At 71.1% G+C, this 23,984-nt stretch carries 10 protein-coding genes; 4 read left to right on the top strand and 6 right to left on the bottom strand.

Features of this window, described 5'->3' with window-relative positions; all coding sequences use genetic code 11:
* Window positions 1–5: 5 nt before the first annotated feature.
* The 3 genes from ABTZ03_RS06600 to ABTZ03_RS06590 all read right to left on the bottom strand — a co-directional run bounded on the left by ABTZ03_RS06600 (window position 6) and on the right by ABTZ03_RS06590 (window position 3,769).
* The gene (locus ABTZ03_RS06600) at window positions 6–1,004 is read right to left on the bottom strand and encodes a carbohydrate ABC transporter permease (RefSeq protein ID WP_350511735.1); all 999 of its coding nucleotides are present in this window, start codon (window positions 1,002–1,004) and stop codon (window positions 6–8) included.
* Window positions 1,005–1,027: 23 nt separating this feature from the next.
* Window positions 1,028–2,374 carry an ABC transporter substrate-binding protein gene (locus ABTZ03_RS06595; protein ID WP_350511816.1) on the bottom strand — a complete coding sequence of 449 codons (1,347 nt, stop codon included), beginning with the start codon at window positions 2,372–2,374 and terminating at the stop codon, window positions 1,028–1,030.
* 204 nt (window positions 2,375–2,578) lie between these two features.
* Window positions 2,579–3,769 (bottom strand): ROK family transcriptional regulator, encoded by a 1,191-nt coding sequence (locus ABTZ03_RS06590; RefSeq protein ID WP_350511734.1) that lies wholly within the window; start codon window positions 3,767–3,769, stop codon window positions 2,579–2,581.
* Window positions 3,770–3,973: 204 nt separating this feature from the next.
* Between ABTZ03_RS06590 and ABTZ03_RS06585 the strand changes: the two genes are divergently transcribed.
* A complete protein-coding gene (locus ABTZ03_RS06585; protein ID WP_350511733.1) occupies window positions 3,974–4,861 on the top strand; it encodes an LLM class flavin-dependent oxidoreductase in 888 nt (295 codons plus the stop codon).
* A gap of 81 nt (window positions 4,862–4,942) precedes the next feature.
* Here ABTZ03_RS06585 and ABTZ03_RS06580 read toward each other — a convergent pair whose 3' ends face one another.
* Complete coding sequence (locus tag ABTZ03_RS06580; protein ID WP_350511732.1) at window positions 4,943–6,100, bottom strand: mechanosensitive ion channel family protein; 1,158 nt, start codon at window positions 6,098–6,100, stop codon at window positions 4,943–4,945.
* 493 nt (window positions 6,101–6,593) lie between these two features.
* On the opposite strand from ABTZ03_RS06580, the gene ABTZ03_RS06575 reads away from it, so the two are divergent.
* Window positions 6,594–7,238, top strand: coding sequence for an HNH endonuclease (locus tag ABTZ03_RS06575; RefSeq protein WP_350511731.1), 645 nt, complete (start codon window positions 6,594–6,596; stop codon window positions 7,236–7,238).
* Between the two features lie 268 nt (window positions 7,239–7,506).
* On the opposite strand, the gene ABTZ03_RS06570 is transcribed toward ABTZ03_RS06575, so the two are convergent.
* Complete coding sequence (locus ABTZ03_RS06570) at window positions 7,507–11,460, bottom strand: beta-N-acetylglucosaminidase domain-containing protein (RefSeq protein WP_350511730.1); 3,954 nt, start codon at window positions 11,458–11,460, stop codon at window positions 7,507–7,509.
* Between the two features lie 192 nt (window positions 11,461–11,652).
* Window positions 11,653–15,993, bottom strand: coding sequence for a ricin-type beta-trefoil lectin domain protein (locus tag ABTZ03_RS06565; protein WP_350511729.1), 4,341 nt, complete (start codon window positions 15,991–15,993; stop codon window positions 11,653–11,655).
* 583 nt (window positions 15,994–16,576) lie between these two features.
* Here ABTZ03_RS06565 and ABTZ03_RS06560 point away from each other — a divergent pair.
* Together ABTZ03_RS06560 and ABTZ03_RS06555 are read left to right on the top strand one after the other, a co-directional pair.
* A complete protein-coding gene (locus tag ABTZ03_RS06560; RefSeq protein WP_350511728.1) occupies window positions 16,577–23,659 on the top strand; it encodes an RHS repeat-associated core domain-containing protein in 7,083 nt (2,360 codons plus the stop codon).
* The gene (locus ABTZ03_RS06555; protein ID WP_350511727.1) at window positions 23,659–23,979 is read left to right on the top strand and encodes a hypothetical protein; all 321 of its coding nucleotides are present in this window, start codon (window positions 23,659–23,661) and stop codon (window positions 23,977–23,979) included. The genes ABTZ03_RS06560 and ABTZ03_RS06555 overlap by 1 nt, the downstream gene beginning before the upstream one ends.
* Window positions 23,980–23,984 lie beyond the last annotated feature (5 nt).

Raw genomic sequence — 23,984 nt, 5'->3', positions numbered from 1 at the left:
GTCCGCTAGTCGTCGCTCGCCATGAAGCCGGACCGGCGGCGGAGCAGGAGCGAGGTGACGGCCATCGAGATGGCGAACAGCACCAGGGCGACGACGCAGGCCGCGCCGTAGTTGAAGCGCTGGAAGCCGAGGTTGTAGACCATCTGCGGCAGGGTCCAGGTGGAGCCCTGCGGGAACCCGGGCTCGAACTGCTGCCCGGAGTTGCCGGCGATGCCGCTGGCGACCTTCCCGGCGACGTACGCCTGGGTGTAGTACTGCATGGTCTGGATGACCCCGGTGACCACCGCGAACATGATGATCGGGGAGATGTTCGGCAGCGTGACGTACCGGAACCGCTGGAACGCTCCGGCGCCGTCCAGTTCGGCCGCCTCGTACTGCTCCTTGGGGACGTCCAGCAGCGAGGCCATGAAGATGACCATCAGGTCGCCGATGCCCCACATGGCGAGCAGGGTGAGCGCGGGCTTGGACCAGTTCGGGTCGGCGAACCAGCCGGGCTGCGGCAGGCCGAGCTCGCCGAGCAGGTGGTTGAGCGGGCCGGTGCCCGGGTTGAGCAGGAAGGCGAAGGCGACGGTGGCGGCCACCGGCGGGGCCAGGTACGGCAGGTAGAAGACGGTGCGGAAGAAGCCCGCGCCGGTCTTGACCTTGGTGATCAGCAGCCCGATGCCGAGGCCGAAGGCGACCCGCAGGGTCACCATCACCAGCACCAGCCACAGGGTGTTGCGCAGGCCCTGCCAGAAGGTCGGCAGGTGGTTGAAGACGTAGTCCCAGTTCTTCAGGCCGTTGAAGGTCGGCGCGCCGAAGCCGTTGTACTGGGTGAAGGAGAAGTAGGCGGTGGAGATCAGCGGGTAGACGAAGAAGACGCTGAACCCGATGAGCCAGGGGGAGAGGAAGGCGAGGGTGCGGGCCGCCTCCCGGCGGCGCTTCCGGCGCAGCAGGTGCTGCGTGGAGGGCGCCGCCGGGTCGGTCGTCCCGGCGTCCTTGCGGGTGCCGAACGCGAGTGACATGGGAGCTCCGTGGACCGTTCCCGCTACTTCGCCTGGGCGATGTCGGTGTCGATCTGCTTGGCGGTCGCGGCGAGTCCGGCCTTGAGGTCGGTCTGCTTGCCGGACTCGTAGTCGTAGCCGAGGTTCTGCAGCGAGACGATGTAGCCGCCGCCGTTGACGCTGGCCGGGGTGGTGCCCGAGTTGGGGTTCTTGGCGACGTCCAGGAAGGTCTTGAAGTTCGGGTCGCTGACCAGCTTCGGCGAGTTGAGCGCGTCGAAGGTGCTGGGCACGTTGTGGATCGCGTTGGCGAAGTTCACCACCGCGTCGGTGTCGGTGGTCAGGAACTTGACGAACTCCCAGGCCGCGGCCTGCTTCTTGCTGGTGCTGGCGATGCCGACGATGGTGCCGGTCTGGTAGCCGCGGCCGTAGGTGGCGGCCTGGTCGTCCGGCACCGGGAAGGGCGCGGTGGCCCAGTCGAAGTCGGGCTTGCTCTCGGCGAGCGAGGCGGTGCGCCACTCACCGTCGATGGCCATCGCGACCTGGCCGGTGTGGAAGGGGTTCTTGGCGCTGAACTCCTCGCCGAAGGTGGCCCGGTACTTGTCCAGCTTGGCGTAGCCGCCGAGCTGGTCGACCATGCCCTTCTGCCAGTCGAGCATCGCGGCGACCTTCGGGTCGGCGGCGAGGTTCGACTTGCCGTCGGCGTCGAAGTAGGTGGCGCCGTACTGGCCGAGGAAGTGCTCGGTGGTGGACTCGTAGCCGTGGTACAGCGGCATGAAGCCGAGCTGCTTGTACGAGTCGCCGTCGGCGACGGTGAGCTTCTTGGCGTCGTCGGCGAACTCGCTGAAGGTCTTCGGCGGGGCGGTGATGCCGGCGGCGGCGAAGGCCTTCTTGTTGTAGTACAGCCCGTACGCGTCGCCGAGCAGCGGCAGCGAGCACTGGTTGCCCTGGAACTGGGTGTAGTTGAGCATCGCGGCCGGGAAGGTCTTGGCCGGGTCGATGCCGCTCTTCTGCAGCTGGGGCTTGAGGTCGATGAAGGCCTTGGTCGAGCAGAACATGCCGACGTTGTTGGTGGTGAAGGAGGACACCACGTCCGGGGCGCCGTCGCCGCCGGCCCGCAGGGCCTGGTTGACCTTGTCGTCCGCGACATTGCCGACCGGCTTGACGTGGATGTTGGGGTGGGCCTTCTCGAAGGCGGCGATGGTGTCGTTGATCGCCTTCACCTCGTTGTCCTGGCTCCAGCCGTGCCAGAAGGTGATGGTGACGTCCTTGCCGCTGGCGGAGTCGTCGCTGCCGCCCGACTCGCTGGAACCGGTGCAGGCGGAGGCGAGCAGGGCCAGGACGGCGCTGCCGGCGACGGCGGCGATGGTGCGGCGGCCTCTGCGGGAGGTGATGGCGTGCACTTCGAGGTCCTCCTGGGGGTGCGCGGGCAGGCGTCGTTGCCTCGGGTCCCGCGTAGGGGGTTGGGGGAGAGGTGGGTGCAGGGGGAGCGTCTGTGGGTCGATCCGTGGGTCGATCGGGTCGTGCTGCGGGTGGATCGGCGGGGTGGTTCGGCAGGTGGTTCGGCAGGTGGTTCGGTGGGCGGATCGGTGGGCGGCTCAGTGGGTGGAGAAGACCGCCTCACGGGCGTCCGAGAGGGCGCGTTGCAGGGCGCCGATCAGGACCGGCGAGCCGGGCAGGGCACTGCTGCGGATCTCCGGACGGGCGTGGCAGACCCGGGCCAGTTCGTCCTCGACGAGCGCGCGCAGGCGTTCGCCGCCCGCACTCGGCACCGCGCCGGAGAGGACCACCAGCCGGGGGTCGACCACGGCGACGATCACGGACAGCCCGACGGCGAGCCGTCCGGCCAGTTCGGACAGGAAGGTGTCGCCGGCGCCCGGGGTCTCCAGGGCCTTGGCGATCGACTCCTCCGCGCTGGGCGCGCCGAGCCCGTGCTCGCGGGCCAGGGTCCGTACGGCGGGTGCGCCGACCTGGTCCTGGAACCCGCCGAACTTGCGGCGCCGGGCGTCCCACTGGACCGGCGAGCCGGGCACCGGCATGTAGCCGACCTCGCCGGCGCCGCCGGTGAAGCCGCGGTGCAGCCGCCCGGCGAGCACGACCGCCGCGCCGACGCCCGCCCCGGCCCAGAGCAGCACGAAGTCCTCGAAGCCGGCCGCCGCGCCGGAGGCCTGCTCGGCGACCGCGGCCAGGTTCACGTCGTTCTCGATCGACACCGGCGCGCCGATCGCCGCGGTCAACTCCTCGACCAGCCGCGGGGAGTGCCAGCCGGGCAGGTGGGAGGCGTAGCGCAGCTTGCCGGTGACCGGGTCGGGGGCGCCGCCGACGCCGATCGCCACGGTGCGCAGGCAGCCCGCGGGCAGTCCGGCGGCGCGCACCGCCTCGGCGACGGCGGCGGCCACTCTCGGCACGGTCTCGGCGGCCGGGACGCCTCTGGTGGACACGCTGTGCTCGGCCAGCGTGCTGCCGGTGATGTCGGCGACGGCGACCCGGATCCCGCTGTTGGTGACGTCCAGTCCGGCGACGTACCCGGCGGCCGGATTCACCTGGTACAGCTGCGCGTTGGGGCCGGGCCCGCCCTCGGTGGTGCCGACCGGCAGCACCAGCCCGGCGACCTCCAGCCGGGACAGCAGCTGCGAGGCGGTGGGCTTGGACAGCCCGGTCAGGGAGCCGATCTGGGTGCGGGAGAGCGGGCCGTTCTCCAGCAGCAGTTCGAGGGCGGCGCGGTCGTTGATGGCGCGCAGCAGGCTGGGGGTGCCGGCGAGGGGAGCCTTGGCGGTGCTCTTGGTCATGCCCGGAATCCTCCCCTTTCGGCTGGTGGACCGGAACTGTTAGGAAACTTTCCAGTCGCTTGGACAGGACCGTACGGTCCGCGTCAGCGGGGTGTCAATGGCCGGTGCCCCGGAGGATGCCGAAGCGTTACCGCTCCGCGAGACCCCCGAGACCGGGCCCGGGAGGCCCTGTCGTTCGCCGCCCTCCCGCCCTAGGGTCGGGGCATGCGTCTGAGTGCGATGATCCTCCCCATCCACCGGTGGAGTGAGGGCCAGAAGATCTGGCGGCGGGCCGAGGAGCTCGGGTTCCACGCCGCGTACACCTGTGACCACCTGTCCTGGCAGTCCTTCCGGGACGGACCCTGGTTCGGCGCGGTCCCGACCCTGACGGCGGCGGCCTGCGCGACCGAACGGATGCGGCTGGGCACGCTGGTGACCTCGCCGAACTTCCGGCACCCGGTGACCCTGGCCAAGGACCTGATCGCGCTGGACGACGTGTCCGGCGGGCGGGTCACCCTGGGGATCGGGGCCGGCGGGATCGGCTTCGACGCGACGGCGCTGGGGCAGCAGGCGTGGTCGCCCAAGGAGCGCGCGGACCGCTTCGGCGAGTTCCTGCCCCTGCTGGACGAGCTGCTGACCAACGACGCCACCACCCGCGAGGGCACCTACTACTCCGCGGTCGAGGCACGGAACATCCCCGGCTGCCTGCAGACCCCCCGGGTGCCCTTCTACGTGGCCGCGACCGGCCCGCGCGGATTCCGGCTCACCGCCGAGTACGGGCAGGGCTGGGTGACCTACGGCGACCCCAAGGGCCCCGCGGCGATGCCGGCGGACCAGGCCCCCGCCGTGATCGCGCGACAGATCGACCAGCTGACCGCCGCCTGCGAGGCCACCGGCCGCGACGTCGCGACGCTGGAGAAGCTGCTGCTGCACGGCTCCACCCAGGAGAAGCCGCTGCAGTCGCTGGACGCCTTCGTCGACTGGGCCGGCGCCCACCGGGAGGCGGGCATCACCGAGCTGGTGATCCACTGGCCGATCCCGGACTCGGTCTTCGCCGCCGACCTCGCCGTCTTCGAGCGGATCGCCACCGAGGGCCTCGCCCAGCTCGGCTGACCGGACCGCCCCGCACCACGAAGCCCCGCCCCCACCGGAGTGGGAGCGGGGCTTCTGCAGCGCCGGGACGCCGAAGAACCGTTACGGCTTCTGCAGCGCCGGGTCGTCCATCGGCGGCTTCGGCACCGGGATCGGCTCCGCCGCTCGGTAGCGCGGCGAGGTCGGGTCCGACAGCGCGGACGGCGGCGAGGGGTCGACCGAGGTGATCGACACCCCGGTGGCCACCGCCGCGGCCTCCTCCTTGACCTTGATCCCGGCCAGGTCGAAGGCCGTCTTGAGCCGCTGGCGCAGGGCCCGGGAGACCGTCGGCGCCTTGCCCGGGGCCGTCCGGGCCTCGATCCGCACCATCACCGAGTCCGCCGCCACCGACTCCACGCCCAGGATCGACACCGGCGCCCAGACCAGCTCGTCGTACGGCGCCTCCTTGGAGAGCCCCTCGGCGGTCTCCTGGATCAGGTCCTCGACCCGCTGGAGGTCCTCCTTGTACCCGACCTGCACGTCCACCGAGGCGGTCGCCCAGCCCTGGCTCATGTTGGCGATCCGCTTCACCTCGCCGTTGCGGATGTACCAGATCTCGCCGTTGGCCCCGCGCAGCTTGGTGACCCGCAGGCCGACCTCCAGCACCGTGCCGCTGGCCACCCCGGTGTCGATGTCGTCGCCGACGCCGTACTGGTCCTCCATGATCATGAAGACCCCGGAGAGGAAGTCCGTCACCAGGTTGCGGGCGCCGAAACCGATCGCCACACCGGCCACACCGGCGCTCGCCAGCAGCGGTGCCAGGTTCATCCCGAGCGCGGAGAGCACCATCAGGGCCGCCGTGCCCAGGATGGTGAAGGAGGCCATGCTGCGCAGCACCGAGCCGATCGCCTCCGAGCGCTGCTGGCGCCGCTCCGGGTTCACCACCCCGTGGTTGGCCAGCAGGCCGCCCAGCCGGCTCTCCTCCCGGTGGTCGTGACTGCGGGCCATCCGGGTTATCAGCTGGGTGATCAGCTTGTTCACCACGGTCCGCAGCACCAGCGCCAGCAGGATGATCAGGATGATCTGCAGGCCGTGCGTCAGCCAGTTCTGCCAGTGGGTGTCGAACCAGCTGGCCGCCTGCTTGGTGGTGTCGGTGACCTCCTGCGCGCTGGTGGGGATGCGCAGCTGTGGCAGGTCCGGCGCGGTGGGGGAGGGGGCCGGCGTCGGGTGGGTGAGCGTCGAGGACGCGTCGGTCGGACCGGTGGCGCCGGAGCGGAACACGAGCGGGACCTTCCTTGCTGGGGACGTGACCGGTCCGTGCCGCGCAAGCGGCCCGCGGACCGTGCGCGCTAGCCTATCCGGCGCCGAACACCGGCCCGGACCCGCCGACCGGCGTGCGGGACACCCCGGACGCCCCGTCAACGCCCCGGTGCGCTCCCCCGGGGCGCCACCCCCGCACCACCGGCCCCACCTCCCCCGAACGGCCGCAGCCCCTGCGCCGCACGGCCCACGGCGCTGCGCCGACCGGCCGAGCCCCGATCCCGCCCGGACCACCGCCCCGGCCGGGCCGGGGCCCGCGTGCAACCGGACCCTCCCCAGGGCATACCGGGTATGACCGAGACCACACCCGAAGTTCGCGTCAGGTCCGTTACACAGGAGTGGTGGCGCCGTACGAAGGCGTAAGGCGACACTGGGGGAGATCACGCACTCGTTGCGCGATCCAACCGCTCGTCCCGGCGCGAGCCACGCGCCGCAGGCGTCCAAGGAGGCATCCGTGCCGCATGTCCTGGTCCTCAACGCGTCCTACGAGCCACTCGGCGTCGTATCGATGCGCCGCGCACTCATCCTGGTCCTCAACCACAAGGCGGTCAGCCTGGAGGACACGGGAGTCACTCTGCACAGCGCCACCAGCGCCCTTCCGGCGCCGTCCGTCGTCCGACTGACCCGCTTCGTGCGGGTCCCGTTCTGCGGGCCCGTCCCGCTCACCCGCCGGGCGCTGTTCGCCCGCGACCACGGCCGCTGCGTCTACTGCGGGGCCGCCGCCACCAGCGTCGACCACGTCATCCCGCGCAGCCGGGGCGGCCAGCACCGGTGGGACAACGTGGTGGCGGCCTGCCGCCGCTGCAACCACACCAAGGCCGACCGCCACCTGACCGAACTCGGCTGGCGGATGAAGCGCCCGCCCGCCCCGCCCAGCGGCCTCGCCTGGCGGATCATCGGCACCGGGATCAAGGACCCGCGCTGGCGGCCCTACCTGGAGCCGTACGGCGGTGGTGACCAGTTGCGCGCCCCACAGTGGGGCGAGTACGAGCACCACGACCATACCGAGCCGACCCATTCGGTCCCGATCGGCCGGGCGCACGTCGCCCACGCCGCCCCCGTCCGCCGCGGCGAGCAGCCCGAACCGCTCTCCGCCTGACCACAGCACCACAGGGCCCGCCCGTCACACGTCGGTACGCGCCTCATGGGCCGCCGCGCCCCCCACGAAGGGGAGCCCGGCGGCCCGCCGCGTTGTTGAGAGCCGGTTCGCCTCCGGGGCGCTCTTGATCCGGCGCCGACGGTCGGCGCTCCCTCGCTCCTTCGTCGCTCCCTCGCTTCTCCCTTTCGGCACCGGCGCGCCCCTTCGGCTCACCGCCTTTCTGGAGCCGGTTCGCCTCCGGGTTACGGCTCACCGGCTTTTGGGGCCCCTACGGCTTGGTGGTCGGCGGAGTCGCCGGCGCCCCCGGCTGGCCGGCCGGGTTGGCGGGCTGCTGCGGCGGGGCGCCCGGAGTGCCCGGGGCGGGCGGGGTGCCCGGGACGGCCGGCGTGGTGACGGCGTACAGCTCGATGCCGTACAGCGAGTAGCCGAACTTGGTGGCCCGCGCCACGCCCTGCATCCGCAGGTACCGGGCGTTCGGCGCGTCGAAGCGCACCGTCTCGTCCCCGCCCTTGCCGTTGTCCACCGTCGCGGCGTCCGTCCAGGTGCTGCCGTCCGCCGAGACCTGGATCCGGTACGACGAGGCGTACGCGGACTGCCAGTGCAGCACCGCCGCGCCCAGGTGGGTGGCCTGCGGCAGCTGCAGCTGCACCCAGGCGTCGTCCTTGGCCGGCGAGGACCAGCGGGTCTTCGGGTCGCCGTCGGCGATCGCCGCGGCCGGGAAGTTCGGCGTCTCGTCGCCCGAGGACGACGCCTGCGCGCCGAGCGCCAGGTCCGGCCCGCCGGTGGGCGGTACCACGTGCACCTGCAGCACCTGCTTGACGGTGGTGCCGCCGGCCACGTACGACACCGGCACCTGGTACGTCCCGGACGGCGTCCCCGCCGCCGCGGCGACCAGCAGCGGCACACCGACCCGGCCGCCGCGGGGCACCGTCACCGGGCCGGCCGGGGTCACGGTCAGTCCCTTGGCGGCGGGCGGCACGTCGACCCGCAGGTCGCCGGTGGTCCCCTCCGGGCGGCCGGCCTCCACGGTGGCCTGGGTCTTCGTGGGCGCGGCGGCGCCGGTGACCACGTCCAGGGCCGGGTCGGCGAGGTTCATCCGGGCCGCCGGGGCGTCCGCGTACCAGGGGATCACCTGGTTGACGACCGGCGGGTCGCCGCCGGGCTTCCAGGTCAGCCGGAACGCGTCGGCGGGCTGTCCGCCGGCCGGCAGCTCGTTGTAGCCGGGCTGCACGGTGCCGATGTCGGTCCAGCCGCCGTCGGAGCGGCGCACCGCGACGGTGGCGGTGGCGTGCACGTTGGGGTCGGTGAGCACGGTCAGCCGGTCCAGCGGGCGGGCGGCGCCGAGCTCGACCACGAGCGGCGCGTCCTGCGCGGTGGGCGGCTTGGCGGCCCGGTACGCGGTGTCCGGGTTGCCGTCCAGGACGGCGGCGGGCGAGGAACCCGGCAGTGCGGCGGGCCCGCCGGAGACGCTGGCCGGGGACTCGTCCGGGGCGGTGACGGTGAACTCGCGCACCGCGACGGCGGTCTTCTGCGCCGCGGTGGCCCGCAGCCGCACCGCCCGCACCACGGTGCCGGGCGGCAGCTGGGCGCCGACCGTCTTCTGGTTCTTCACCACGGCGAGCTGCTTCCAGCCGCCCTCGCCGGTGCTGTACTCCAGCACGCCGTCCCGGATGTAGTCGTCGACGGCGGTCCGGGCGTCCGGCCCGTCGCCCCAGCCGCCCATCAGCACGGTGACGCCGCTGATCGGCCGGCCGGCGCCGAGGTCCACGCCGACCGAGTCGCCGGGCTGCGGGGGAGTGGAGCTCCAGTAGAAGGTGTCGGCCTGGCCGTCGGTCATCAGCGCGGGCAGGTGGTCGTGGGCGGTGCCCATCGAGGTGGTGGGGGTGACCCCGCCGCTGACCACCCCGGACCAGTTGTCGGCGGCCCGCACGGCCCGGTCCAGGAACGGGCCGAGCACGCCCGCGCCGATGGTCGCCGGGGCCTGGGCGAGCTGGGCGCGCAGCCGGTTGAGCTGCACCCGGGCCTTCCAGGCCGCCGCGCCGTCGCCGCCGTGCTGGGCGAGCAGCATGTCCAGCGCGGCCTGCCCGGCCAGCCCGTAGTCGCGCAGCGGGCCGAGCCAGGGGCCGGCCTCGGCGGCCAGCTGGGCGGTGGCGTCGGTGCCGGCCAGGGTCTGCTGGGCGCCCGCCATCGCGGTGAAGGCGTCCCGCAGCGGGGCGGCGGCCGCGATCAGTTTGGTCAGGTCCGGCGCCGCGCCGGAGGTCGGTTCGGCGTTGGCCCAGAACTGGTCCAGCAGCGGCTGGAGGTAGCCGGACTCCTGCTTGGCCAGCGGCGAGGAGGTGCTGTTGCCGGCCAGCGCGGTGACGGCGGACAGCGCCGACCCGGCGGGGGTGGCGGCGGAGCCGGTCGGCCCGGCCAGCGAGCGCACCGCGGCGTGCCAGGAGTCGTCGGGCTTGTAGCCGGTCGGGTTCCAGGCGAAGTCGCCGGCGGTGGCGAGCGCTATCCGGGAGGCCACCGGCTGCTGCATGGCGCCGGTCAGCAGCACCGCCGAGCGGGTCGCCACCTCGGGCTCGCGGCCGGTGTAGGCGCCGAGGAACAGCCGGTCCGGGCTGGCGTCGTTGACCGGGTAGTTGTCCATGGTGACCAGCGGGTGCCCGTACAGGCTGCCGGTGTCCGAGGTCTCGGCGCCGGTGATCTTCTCCGGGATCACCCCGCCGCCGCTCCAGGCCACCTGCACCCCGGCCGGCAGCGCGTCGGCCAGCGCCTTGCGGTACGGCGTCGTGCCCTGCTTGTGGTACTCGGTCGGGACGACCGACAGCGGCGCCAGGCCCGGGTTCTTCGCGATCAGCCGGTCCTGCACCTTCTTGGCCAGCTCGGCCTGCGCCTTGGCGGCCGCGGCCGGGCCGGTGCCGTACTCGTCCCGGTCGTCGCCGCAGTGCCACTCGTCGTAGCTGACGTCCAGGAACTGCAGCTGGAACGCGGTGAAGCCGAGCTTGCGCAGCCCGTCCAGCTTGGCGACCAGCGCGTCGACGTCCTTGCCGGAGCTGAAGCAGAGCGACTGCCCGGGGTCGATCGCGTAGCCGAGGGTGACGTGGTTCTGCCGGGCCCGGTCGCCGAGCTCGCGCAGCTCGGACTGCTGGGGGACGGGGTAGGCGTCGCGCCAGCGGCTGAGCCGGAACGGGTCGTCACCCGGGGCGTAGAGGTAGAAGTTCTGCTTGGAGCGGCCCAGGAAGTCCACCTGGTCGAGCCGCTGCTGGGCGGTCCACGGGGTGCCGTAGAACGCCTCCGCGGTGCCGCGCACCGGCGCCCCGCTGGGCCAGTCCCGCAGGGTGATCCCGGGCAGCCCGAGCCCGGCCGCGCCCGGCCCCTGACCCTGATCGGCCGGTACCGCGGCGAGCAGCTGGCGCAGGCTCTGCGCGGCGTAGAAGGTGCCGGCCGCGTCCGCGCCCGCCAGCACCACCGCGCCGTACGTCCCGCCGCCCTGGGCGGGCAGTTGGCCGACGGACAGCACGTAGCCGCCGGGCGGCATGCCCGCGGTCGACGGCGCGGAGCCGTCCTTGCCGCCGGCCGCGGCGGTCAACTGGCGCAGTGTCCGGTCCGTCTCGCCCTCGGCGCCCTCGGCGGGTCCGCCGACGTACACCACCAGCGAGCCGGCGGCCGGTGTCCCGCCGTCCGGCTGCGAGGTCACCGCGGTGGCCCCGGCGATCGTCAGCACGTCGCGGACGGCGTCCACCGCGCCCCGGTCCGCCTTGGGCGCGGTCACCAGCGTCACGGTGGCGGGCACGGTGACCGCCCGCCCGGCGACGGTCTGCTCCTGCGGGTGCGGGAACACCTGGGGGTTCGTCACGCTGCCCAACGGCGTCTGCGGAGCGCTGCTCACCACGTCCGACCCGGGCACCGCCGCGTACGCCGTCGACGGCAGCGGCCCGGCCAGCAGCCCGCCGACCACCGCCGCGGTCACCACCCCGGCCGCGATCCGCACCGCCCGCCGCCCCGGCCGCCCGGGTCCCCGCTCCGCCCGCACCGACGCCAACAGCGGCTCCGTCCCCTTGAGATCGGCGATCAGCCGGTCCGCCGCCCGCGGCACCAGCTGACGGCAGGTCCGGGCGGTGGCCCGTCGCGCCGCCAGCGCCGCCGGGTGGTACAACACCTCGCGCAGTGCCGGACTCTGCTCCAACTGCTGTCGCAGCCGCCGCCCGGCCGCAACGGACACACGGGCTTGCACAGGGGCCTCCTCGCCAGGCCTGGACCACAACGGTCGCAACCCCACCAGCTCCCTGAACCGGTGTCAACGTGACGGACAGCGATGCCGGTTTTGCCTGGTTCGTCCCCTGTTCCGACCGTGCGTCGGAGCGCACGAAGGGCCCGCCCCGCCGGGTGGTGGGACGGGCCCTGGCACGTGCTCAGGACGCGGACGTCAGGAGCGCGGCGGAGCGGGCGGCGCGGCCGTCCGCAGGTTCGGGACGGTCCACTGCTGGGACCCCCGGAAGTGGCAGTCCCACAGCTGCAACCGGTTGCCGTTGTTGGTCTGCCAGCCCGGCAGGTCCAGGCAGCGTCCCGAAGCCGGGTGGTACAGCGCGTCGTTCGCCAGCGGGATCCACTTCTGCGCGGCGGTGCCGTCACAGGTTCGGTACTCCAACTGCGTGCCGTTGTCGGTACCGGAGTTCACCGGCGCCATGCACCCGTTCAGGACCCGGACGGTCCCGTCGTTGCCCAGCGAGATCTGCTGGGCGGTGCTCCCGTTGCAGTCGTAGAGCTGGATCGCGGTGCCGTTGCCGGCCACGGCGCCGTTGAGGTCCAGGCACTTGTTGGTGTCGACGTGCGAGCGGATGACGCTGGTCGCCGACGGCGCGCTGGGCGCCACGGCGAACGGGTAGACGGCGGTGCTGCCGATGCTCCCGTCGAAGCTCTCGCTCTGCTTGGACTGGTACTTGTACCGGCCCAGCTCGAACGGTCCGGCGGACGGCGGGCTGGTGCTCGCCCGGTGGACACCGGTCGCGGCGAGGACACCGTCCACGTACAGCGACATCGCCCCGGTGTCCGCGTTGTAGGACGCGGACAGCCTGGTCCACACGCCGGGCCGGAAGCTGGCGCCGGCGTTCACGGTGGACGTGTAGTCGTATGACCAGTTGTCGTCGTCGGCGTAGGAGAGGGCGAGGGTCCAGAGGCCGGTCCTGCCGTCGGCGTACAGGATGAAGTTGCTGCCGTGCACGGTGTCCTGGCTGGCGATGATGCCGCCCTTCGGGCCGGCTTTGGCCCAGGTGGAGACCGTGAAGCTCTTCCGCGTGTCGACCACCGGGCGGGACATCGTGATGTTCGATCCGGCGTCGGGGCTGAAGGCGCCCACAGTGGTGGCCCGACCGTCCACGGTGTCGCCGACCCAGCTCACGCCCGAGGCGGTGCCGTCGGTCCTCTTCTGGCCGTCCTTGACGGTGTTGCCGCCGTCGGGCGCGGCCAGCCAGTTGCCGATCGGGCGGTTGAGGTTGCCGAGCACGACCGGCTTCGTCTCCAGGCCGGTCACCGTCGGGCCGCTGTTGACGTCGGGTGCCTTGGTGCCGATACCGGCCCAGGCCACCAGTTGATTGTTGGTGTCGACGGCCCAGAGGTCCGGGACGCCGTCACCGGTGACGTCGCCGTTGGAGCCGACCTTCGGGTACAGCTTGGCGTCCACGCCGTTGGCCAGCCAGCCCTTGGTGGGCTCGGTGAACGCGGAGGCGTCGAAGGTGCCCTGGGTGCCGCCCTTCGCCAACTGGTAGGCGTGGATGGTGCCGTCCCACTTCGAACGGCCCCAGACGGTCGGGATGTTGGTGCCCTTGGCCGGGCCGGGGGTGATCAGGTCGTAGGAGTCCCAGGCCTGGCTCTGGGAGAGCAGGATGTTCGGACCGTCGAGCTTGCCGACGCTCGACGACAGCGCGAGCCAGAGCCGGCTCTTCTCGACGTAGAGCAGGGACGAACGCGGCAGGCCGGCCGTGACCGTGCCCGGATTCTTCGGAGTGTCTCCCGTAGGGGAGCCGAAGGCCGCGATCTGGGTCACCGAGGCCCAGTCCCCGCCGTTGCCGTAGTCCGAGCACGTGACCGGACTCCCGTCAGGGAGCGCGCAGCGGCTGGACTTGGCGAGGGAGACGGGCGCCTGACCGTCGAGGTGGGCGGCGATGTCGTCGTTGGAGTAGAGGTACAGCTCGGCGGCGCCGGGCGCGTGAGCGATCAGGTCGTCGACGTTCCGCTCGGTGAACGAGCCCCGGTGGGTGGTCTGGACGGTGCTCCAGTCCTGGTTGTCGGCAGCCCCCGGCGCCGAGGCCGGCTTGGTGTTCGGGGCCGCGTACGGGTCGGCGTTGGCGCCGACCAGCCGCAGCGAGCCGGTGCCGTCCGGCAGCAGGACGTCGGCCTTGCGGTCGCCGTCGACGTCACCCATGACCGGGTCGCCGGCGGCCGGGTTGCTCGGCACGAAGTAGGTGTAGGCGACCGGCTGCGACATGTTGCCGGCGTTGTCCTGGGTCTGCAGGTACAGGAAGTTGGTCCCCCAGTGCCAGGGGGTGTACTTCAGCTGGAAGCTGCCGTCGCCGTCCATCTTGACGACGTTGCCGCCGTCGTTGCAGTTCCACCCGGTGGCCGCGGCCTGGATCGGGTCCGTGGTCCAGCGGGCGCAGGCCAGGCCGGATGAACGGCCGCCGGTGGCAGGGGCCGGGTCGGTGCCGGTCAGGGTGAAGACACCCTCCTGGCCGACCGACTTGGGGTGCCCGCCCAGGGTGCCGGACTCCGGGAAGTCGGTCGAGGTGATCCGGGCGGTCGGCGGGGTGCGGTCGATACGCAGGAAGCACATCTGGGAGTTGTCGCTGTCGAGCGTGCCGTCGCCGGTGTGGGCGAGCCAGCCGTACTGGTGGCCGTCGATCAGCGAGCCGACGCTCACGTTCCGACGGCCCGAACTGGCGGCCCAGTCGGTCTCGTAGGTCTTCGACGAGCCGTTGTCGTCGTCGTCCCAGATCTTGAAGGTGGTCCAGAGCTGCTCGCCGGTCGGTGACCAGGTGTCGGCGCTCAGGGTCACGTCGGTGTTGACGCCGATCCAGCCCGGGTTGTCCCAGGGGTGCGCGGTGCCGGGGGTCTGGCACCGGTCGAAGGCCGCGTCACGGGCGAAGCCCGGCATGGGGCTGGCGCCGGGGCTGCCGATGTGGGGCGCGAAGTCGTAGGTGACGACGATGTGCGGGTTGTTGGCGAACCGCTGACGGAAGTACTTGTTGCCCTCGTCGTCGGGCGTGAACAGGAATGTCCAGCCGCCCCAGTGCTCGCGCGCGGCCTGGCCCATCTGACCGGTGACGTCGTACTCGACGCCGCCCTCGCCCTTGATCCAGTTGGTCAGGACCTTGGCGCATTTCCCGAGTTCCTTGCAGGGCTGGGCGTTCCAGGTGGTCCACTGGTTGATCGGGTTGCTGGTGCCCGAGCCGGTCGAGTAGAGGCCCATCGGTGTGGAGGTCGACGGGCTGGACGAGGCCGCGACGGTGGCGTAGAGCTTGGCGCCCAACACCGTCGAGTCCCAGAAGGCCGAGTTCAGACCGACCTGGAAGTAGGCCCGCTCCTTGCCCTCCTTCTCGCAGCGGTGGTTGCTGTCGATGTAGCCGCAGTAACCCGCGGCCGGCTTGTCCTGGCCGTACTGGGTGCCGTTGTACTCGGGGTTGTCGGGGTAGGCCGACTGCACCTGGGCCCAGGCCTGGTTGCCGTTGTCGACGCTGGGGTTCCAGCCCGGGTCGATGTACCAGGGGCCGGTGCCCTGCCCGAGCACCGAAGCGTCCGGCACCAGGTCGATGCCGCCGCCGCTGACGGTGGCGGCGATCGGCGCGGTCCTCGCGTTGGGGCCCGGCGCCTTGCTGCTGGACTCCGTCGGGACCGGTGCGTCCTCCGCCGATTGAGCGGCCGCGAGCTTGCTCTGGGCCTTGGGCTGGGCAGCTGCGGCGTCAGCCGTGGTGGTGGAGTCCCACATGACCGGCACGGGTGCGGTGAAGCGGGCCTTGCCGGCGGCGTCCTCGGCCGTCAGGCTCCCGCTGGCGCTCGCCTTGACGGTCAATCCGTCGGCCACGGTGTCGAGGTGGAGCTTCGTGACCTTCGGGTCCGCCGCTGCCTTCGCGCTGCGGACGATCAGGACCTGCCGCCAGCCGCCGGCCGGGGTCGCGCTCAACTCCAGGTCGACATCGGGCAGGACGGACCGGTAGAGCGCGCTGCTGCCGTCGAGTTCGGGCTTGGGCAGGTCGAACGGGGCCTTGACGGACAGCTTTTTGCCGTCCGCCGTCGTCATGGTCGCCAGTGGGCCGCTGCCACCGCCGGAGAAGGTCAGCGAGGAAGGGACGGCGGCTGGAGCGAGCGTCCCGTCCGGGTTGGCCCGGAGCGTCGCGTCCACCGGTCGCCAGCTGCCCTCGGCGTTCTTGACCCGCTCCACGACCGGGGTGGAGTCGGTGGCCACGGTGCCGTCCGGGTTGGCGGTGGTCCGGCTGCTGCCCGTGGTCAACGCATCGACGACGACGGGCTTTCCGGTGCTCCTCGCCGTCGCCTGGGCGGCACGGATCGCGGAGACCTGGGCGGCCCGGGGGTCGGACCCGTTCTTGGCGGGCTGGGTCGGTGTCACCGGCCAGGAGGGGTCGGCGGGGCCGTGGTTGCGGTCGGCCGGGGCCGCGGCCGCGACGGTCGGCACGGCCAACAGGCCTGCGCCGAGGGAAAGTGCGGCGGTGCAGGCGAGTGGAAGCAGGGTGGCGCCGAATATCCGTTTTCTCACTGTCCGTCGGCGAATTGCAGAAGAGAGAGGTTGTGGCCTCGACATGAAGAACCCGTCGTAGAGGAAGGTGTGAGCAGAGGTCAGCCGCACGCTGCCTTCACGGTTGCTCCACCGTCAAAGCATTTTGTCGACAGGTCGTCCGAGTTGTCGGACTGATTCCACATTGCTCTCCGTGTGACCCTCGTCACGCGATGAGATTTTAAGCTTTCCCTACCTTGAGTCGGTCGTGTGCGCCTAATGTGCCGGGGGCTTGGGCCGTTGGGGTCGGTCCGCTTAAAGGCTTGGCAATCTGTGGGGGAGTCAGGTGTCCCGTCGCTTTCGTCTGTTCACCCGAACACGCAGTTCCCGGTTGGCCACGGCCGCCGCTCTGGCTGTGTGCATGTCGGTGGTCACGCTCCCGTCGGTTCAAGCGGTCGCAAAGGCCGCCGCTCCGCCCGAGGTCTGGGTGCCACCGAACACGCCGGTGCCCGACGTCCATCCGGTGAAGGGCACGAACGGCAAGCCCGCGGGGCACACGCCCGACCCGGGCAAGAAGTGGTCGCCACCAGCCGACTCCGTTCCACCATCGGGGAGAGCGACCGCCGTGCTCGGCGGTGCGGTCGCCGGGAAGGCCGCCATGGCACCGGCGGCCGCCGATGCGTCGCCGACCGCCCTGCCCTCCCCGCCGGTCCAGGCGGGCTCGCTGCCGGTCTGGATCGCGCCCGTCGCGGGTGCCGGGACCGCCGCCAAGTCCGCATCGTCGGCTCCGGCGAACGACGCCCCCGCCACCGCGCCCACCCTCCAGGTCGACCTGGCCGATCAGGGCCGGACCAAGGCGGCGGGTGTCAACGGCGCTCTGCTCGCCCTCACCGACACCGGCGAGGGCGGTCGGGCCGACCGGGTGCAGATCGGGATCGACATCCAGGCCTGGGCGAAGAACGCGGGCGCCGACTGGGGTTCCCGTGCCCGGATCGTCCAGTTGCCCGGGTGCGCGCTGACCACCCCGGGCGCCGCCGGCTGCGCGACCCGCACCCCGGTCCGGTCCCAGCGTGACGGGGCCACCGGCCGGCTGACGGTCGAGGTCGACGTTCCGCAGCCGGCCGCCGCCAAGCCCTCCGCCGCCAAGTCCTTCTCCGCCGGGGCGTTCGACAGCCCGGCAGCCGGCTCCTCCACGAGCGTCGCACTCGCCGTCGAGGCGGATGCCAAGGGCAGCGGCGGTGACTTCACCGCCTCGCCGATCACCCCGTCCGCCTCCTGGCAGGCCGGTGCCAATGCGGGCAACTTCACCTACGGCTACACCGTCGAGCTGCCCTCCGCGCTGGCCGGTTCGGCGCCGGCCGTCTCGCTCGGCTACGACTCCTCCGCGGTGGACGGCAAGACCGCCTCCACCAACGCCCAGCCGTCCTGGATCGGCGACGGCTGGGAGTGGCGCCCGGGGTCCATCGTCCGCGGCTACAAGAGCTGCAAGGACGCGGGGGTCGAAGGCTCCGGCGACCAGTGCTGGGGTGGCGACCTGCTCCAGCTCTCGCTCGCGGGCCACGCGGGCCAGCTGGTCAAGGACGACAAGTCCTGCGAGTGGCACCTCCAGGGTGAGGACGGCACCAAGGTCGAGCGGCTGACCGGTCAGAGCAACGGCGCCTGGAACGGCGAGGCCTGGCGGATCACCACCAGCGACGGCACCCAGTACTACTTCGGTGCCAACCACCTGCCCGGCGGCGACGGCACCGACCAGGCCAGCAACTCGGTCTCCACGGTGCCGATCTACTGGCCCGGCGGTCAGGACCCGTGCCTCAAGGACGGCTCCCCGGCCACCAAGACCTGGAACCAGATGGGCTGGCAGTGGTCGCTGGACTACGTCGTCGACCCGCACCAGAACCTGATCACCTACCGGTACGAGCAGGAGCAGAACTACTACGTCCAGGGCGGCGGCCAGAACAACGGCAACGGCCCCCGGACCCAGTACCAGCGCGCCAGTTACCCGACCTGGGTCGGCTACGGTCAGCGCCTGCCCGACCAGATCGCGGCCAAGGGCAAGGCCAACCCGGCCGCCCAGGTCTGGTTCCGAACCGCCGAACGCTGCCTGCCGGACAGCACCTTCACCTGCGACCCGTCCCAGCGCACCAAGGACAACGCCAAGCGCTGGCCGGACACCCCGATCGACCAGAGCTGCGACGCGACCGGCGACTGCACGGTCTCCTCGCCCACCTTCTGGACCACCAAGCGGCTCACCAAGATCGACACCGAGGTCTGGACCGGCAACTCCTACCGCCCGGTCGACTCCTTCGCCCTCAACCAGTCCTTCCAGGACCCGGGTGACGGCACCTCCCCGGCGCTGTGGCTCGACTCCGTCCAGCGCACCGGCAGCAACGGGCGTACGCCGATCACCCTGCCGGCGGTCTCCTTCCAGCCCCTGCAGATCGCCAACCGGGTCAAGGGCAGGATCGTCCGCCCGGACGGCACCTCGGCCTCGATCGAGCCGTACAACCGCCCGCGCATCCAGACGATCACCACCGAGACCGGTGGCCTGATCAACGTGGTCTACGCTCCGGCGGAGTGCTCCCGGGAGCCCGGTGGCACGATGCCGGCGTCCGAGGACGGCAACACGAAGGCCTGCATGCCGGTCAAGTGGTACCTGCCCGGACAGAGCGACCCGGACCCGGTCAACGACTGGTTCAACAAGATCCTCGTGCAGTCCGTGACCCAGGAGGACAAGGTCGCGGGCGGCAACCCCGTGGTCGTCACCACCTACGTCTACGGCGGCGGCGCCGCCTGGCACCGCAACGACTCCGAGATGCCCAACCCCAAGGCCCGCACCTGGGACCAGTTCCGCGGCTACGCGACGGTCACCACCCTCACCGGTAGTGGCAGCGACGTCGAGGCACCACGCACCAAGTCGGTGGCCACCTTCCTGCGCGGCATGGACGGCGACGTCCTCGCCAACGGGTCCACCCGCCAGGTGAGCGTCAAGGACGTCAACGGCGGCAGCATCAAGGACGAGAACGTCCTGGCCGGCTACATCCGCGACTCCGCCGAGTACAACGGTGAGAACGGCGAACTCCTCGCCACCACGGTCTCCGACCCGTGGATCGGGCCGATCACCGCCACCCGTGCCCAGTCCGGCGGGATGCCCGCGATCACCGCCCGGGCGGTCAACTCCCTCAAGGTGACCAACCGGGAGAAGCTGGCCAACGGCTGGCGCACCCGCGAGCGCTCCACCACCTACGACTCGACGCCCTTCGCCCGTCCGCTGACGGTCTACGACAACGGCGACCTCGCCCACCCCGAACAACTGCTCTGCACCTCCTTCGAGTACGCCACCGGCCCCGGAGGCGCGCCGACCCAGCTGGCCTCGCACACTCTGGTCCTGCGGGGCGCCTGCGGGCAGACTCCGACCAAGGACAACACGGTCGCCGACACCCGGGCGTACTTCGACGGCCTGCCGCTCGGCAAGGCCGGTGCCATGTCGGAGCAGTCCTCGACCGAGGTCCTGGAGCGCTACGACGGCAACGGGCGGCCGGTCTACCGGACGACCGGTCGGGCCACCTTCGACGCCTACGGCCGCGTCACCAGTACGGTCGACCCGAGCCGCACCGACGCCACCCACCAGACCGGCGCCGAGACCAGGACCGCCTACTCCCCGGCCACCGGCCAGCTGCCGACACAGGTCACCCACACCAACCCGATGGGCTGGCAGACGGTCAGCACCCTGGACGTCGGCCGCGGCTCGCCGCTCAAGATCAAGGACGAGAACGGCCGGATCAGCGAGCAGGACTTCGACTCCCTCGGCCGCGCCGTGGCCGCCTGGAGCCCGGGCAACGACCGGGCCAAGAACCCGGACCGTCCCAACCGCAAGTTCTCCTACGCGGTCAACGGCGCCAACGCGCCTTCGCAGGTGCTCAGCCAGGCGCTGATGGGGGACCTGAAGACCTACACCTCCAGCTTCACCATCTACGACGGCCTCGGCCGCGTCCGCCAGACCCAGGCCAGCACCCCCTCGGGTGCCACCGGCCGCATGATCACCGACGCGCTGTTCGACTCGCACGGCTGGCAGACCAAGACCAGCGCCGCCTACTACAACGACCAGGCCCAGCCCGGCGGCCAACTCTTCCTCCCCAATGGCGGGGTACAGCCGGACGGCAAGATCCCTGCTCAGACCGTCCAGAAGTTCGACGGCATGGGCCGCACCGTCGACTCGATCTTCCAGTCGTACGGCATCGAGCAGTGGCGCACCCACACCGACTTCGTCGGCGCCGACGAGGTCCGGGTCACCCCGCCGGTCGGCGGCTACGCCTCGGCCACCGTCAAGGACGCCCGCGGCAACACCGTCGCACTGCGCCAGTACAAGTCCAACACCCCCACCGGCGCGTACGACGAGACCACGTACGGCTACTCGCCGGAGGGCAAGGAGCTCTGGCGCAAGGACGCGGCGGGCAACACCTGGTCCTATGAGTACGACCTGCTCGGTCGGCCGGTGAAGACCACCGACCCCGACTCGGGCACCGGGACCACCTCGTACGACGACAGCAAGAATCTGACCACCGCCACGGACTCGCGCGGCAAGAGCGCGACCGCCGTCACCGACCTGCTCGGCCGCACGGTCGCGGCCTACGAGGGAACGGCGGTCGACCCGGCAAAGCAGGTCGCCGGCTGGACGTACGACAGCCTGGCCCTGGGGAAGCCGACCTCCTCCACCCGGTACGTCGGCGGGGCAAGCGGATCCGCCTACCGGTCCGAGATCACGGGCTACGACGTCGGCTACCGCGAGAAGGGCAGCAAGACCACCATCCCGGCCACCGAGGGCAAGCTCGCCGGGGTCTACCAGAGCGACAACACCTACGACGCGGCCGGCCGCCTCGCGAGCACGGTGATGCCCGGCGTCCCGGCGGCGAACCTCGGCCGCGAGACGCTCAATTTCACCATCGACACCGGTGGACAACTGGTCGGACTGAGCAGCGCCTTCGGCTTCGACCCGTCGACCACGTACATGGCCGACGTCCGCTACGACCCCTACGGTCGGCCGTACCGCACCACCGTCGGCGGCGCCGGCACTCAGGTCGTCGCCACGATGGTGATCGACGACGCCACCGGTCGGGTCATGCGCTCGATCCTCGACAAGCAGACCGCCACCACCGCCCACGTCGACTCGGTCGACTTCACCTACAACCCGCTGGGCCAGGTCACCTCGGCCCGCAACGCCCAGGACGGCGAAGTCGCCGACCTGCAGTGCTTCACCCACGACTACCTCGGCCGCCTCACCCAGGCCTGGACCGACACCGGGACCCAGACCACCAAGCCGCAGCCGAGCGTGCCCGGCATCGGGGCCTGCACCAACACCGACGGCCCGTCCATCGGCGGCGCGCCGAGCGTCGGCGGTCCGGCCCCGTACTGGCAGCAGTACGAGTACGACCTCATCGGCAACCGCACCAAGCTGGTCCAGAAGGACGTCACCGGCAACGCCGACAAGGACGTCACCACCACCCAGACCTTCGGCACCGGCCCCAACACCCCGTCCAGCGACCCGAAGACGGGCGGTGGTACGGGCGGCCCGCACGCGCTGATGAAGTCCACCCGGACCGGTCCGGCCGGCACCGCGGTGACCTCGTACACCTACGACGCGGCCGGCAACACCACCGCGATCACCGACACCCCGGGGACCAGGACGCTGACCTGGAACGCCCAGGGCAAGCTCGACCAGATCACCGGCACCGGCGAGAACGGCGCCACCAGCTACCTGTACGACGTGTCGGGCAACCAGCTGATCCGCCGTGACCTCGGCAAGACCACGCTCAACCTCGGCGCGGACCAGATCACCCTGGACACCAACAGCGGCGTGGTCACCGACGTCCGCAGCTACGCGGCCTCCGACGGCCTCTCCATCACCCGCACCACCAGCAGCGGTTCGTCCACGCTCGCTTACCAGAGCGCGGACCCGCACGGCACCAACGGCGTCCAGTTCGACGCAGGAACCCTCGCCCACGTCCGCCGCCCCACCGACCCCTTCGGCAACGACCGCGGCACCCCGCCCGCGGCGGGCGTCTGGGCCGGCGACAAGGGCTTCGTCGGCGGCACCAAGGAGAAGTCCACCGGCTTCACCCTGCTCGGCGCCCGCGAGTACGACCCCGGCACGGGCCGCTTCATCAGCCCCGACCCGATCACGGACCCCGGCGATCCCCAGCAGTGGAACGCCTACGCTTACGCCAACAACAGCCCGATCAACAAGTCGGACGCCAACGGCCTGCGGCCCACCTGCGACACCCCGGCCGAGTGCAAGGGGCTAGAGGCTGAGCGGGACAACGGCCACGGCTACTCCTACATCACCCCGGCGACCGTGCAGCCGCCGTCCACGGCGGAGGAGCAGACCGCAGTACACGCGGCCTTCGAGGCGCAGAAGAACCTCAACGAGACCAAGCGCAAGCGCGACGAGCTCGTGCACAAGGTGGTCGACATCGTCGGCGACCTGATCGGCTTCAACGACGCCCGTGACTGCTTCACCAAGGGCGACGTGATGGCCTGCATCAACACCGCCCTCAACGTGGTGCCCTGGGGCAAGATCCTCAAGGCCATCAAGGTGGGCATCCAGGCGCTCAAGATCTACAAGGAGATCACCCGGGTCTTCGACGCCATCAGGAGCGGTGAACGCGCGGCGAAGGAGGCCGAGGCGGCCCTCGTCACGGCGAGGACAGCCGCATCCGAGGCCCGCGCGGCCGAAAGAGCAGCAGCCAAGGCAGCCGAAGAAAAAGCAGCAAAGGAAACAGCAACCGACGCGGCGGGAACAGAGAGCAAGGCGGCAGCAAAGGAAGCCGACGACTCGGCGGCAGCCAGTTGCCCGTGGCGCCCGAACAGCTTCCCGACCGGCACCAAGGTGCTGATGGGCGACGGCACACTCAAGTCGATCGAGGACATCCACGAGGGCGACGTCGTCATGGCGACCGACCCCCAGACCGGTGAGACCCACCCCGAGCCCGTCACCGCCACCATCACCACCCCCGACGACAAGGACTTCACCGACCTCACCCTCACCGACGACGCCAACCCCCGCGGACCCCCGGCCGCCGACCAGCCGAAGATCACCTCCACCCACCACCACCCCTACTGGAGCGAGACCCGCAAGCAGTGGGTCGACGCCGGCGACCTCACCCCGGGCGAACAGCTCCGCCGACCCGACGGCACCACCCTCACCATCCAGTCCGTCCGCAACTACCCCTACGCCGTCACCACCCACAACCTCACCGTCAGCCTGCTCCACACGTACTATGTGCTGGCGGGGGCTGCGCCGGTCCTCGTTCACAACTGTGGGGAAACGGGCGATGAGGTAGCCCATGTTGGTGACGAGGCTGCGCAGGAATCTCAAGAGAAGCTGCTGCATGGGCCGTTTCATCGACTTTCGAACGGAAGCAGTACACAGACTGTTGAAACCCTAAATCTGGTTGAGTCTTCTGGCGAGTTGTGGGGAAATCCATCAAGTATTTTCTGGCCGGAAGAGGGAATTGTTCAGGCTCACAGGGGGCCGCTTCCGGACACGGCTGGGCCGGGAAGCTTTGAGTTCTACACGACGGTCCGCCCGTATAAGGAAAGGGCTACTCTTGGAAATCAAGCATGGTGGCCGGCTCATATGGCTGGCGTCACTTCGGCAAACCATGGAGATAGGGCCATCATTCCTGTCATCATTTCTCGGACCGTGAGGTAGTGATGGTACCTCTGCGATTTGATAGATGGGCACCGCGCAAGGTGACCGTCTGTGCTCTGCTGGACATTGACCGGACGGATGTCGAGGCGATGGGAGGTGTGATTGAGTCCGTCTTCGAGGAGCACGCGGAGGTATCGGTTGCCGTATTCTCCCTCGATTCCGGCCGGCTTGTTTCCCTCGTACAGATATCCGGCGATTCCGCTCCGGGGTTCACGCTTCTGCTTGATGGGGACGGGAGTTCCGTCGAGGTTCTCCATGAATTTTTGGCAGAAGCGAGAATGGGGGCGAGCGCCGTGATATCGGTCAACTCTGGTGATTGATTCCT

Source organism: Kitasatospora sp. NPDC096077, assembly GCF_040303245.1.
Classification (GTDB): Bacteria; Actinomycetota; Actinomycetes; order Streptomycetales; family Streptomycetaceae; genus Kitasatospora.
This window is presented reverse-complemented; position numbering and strand designations above follow the sequence as displayed.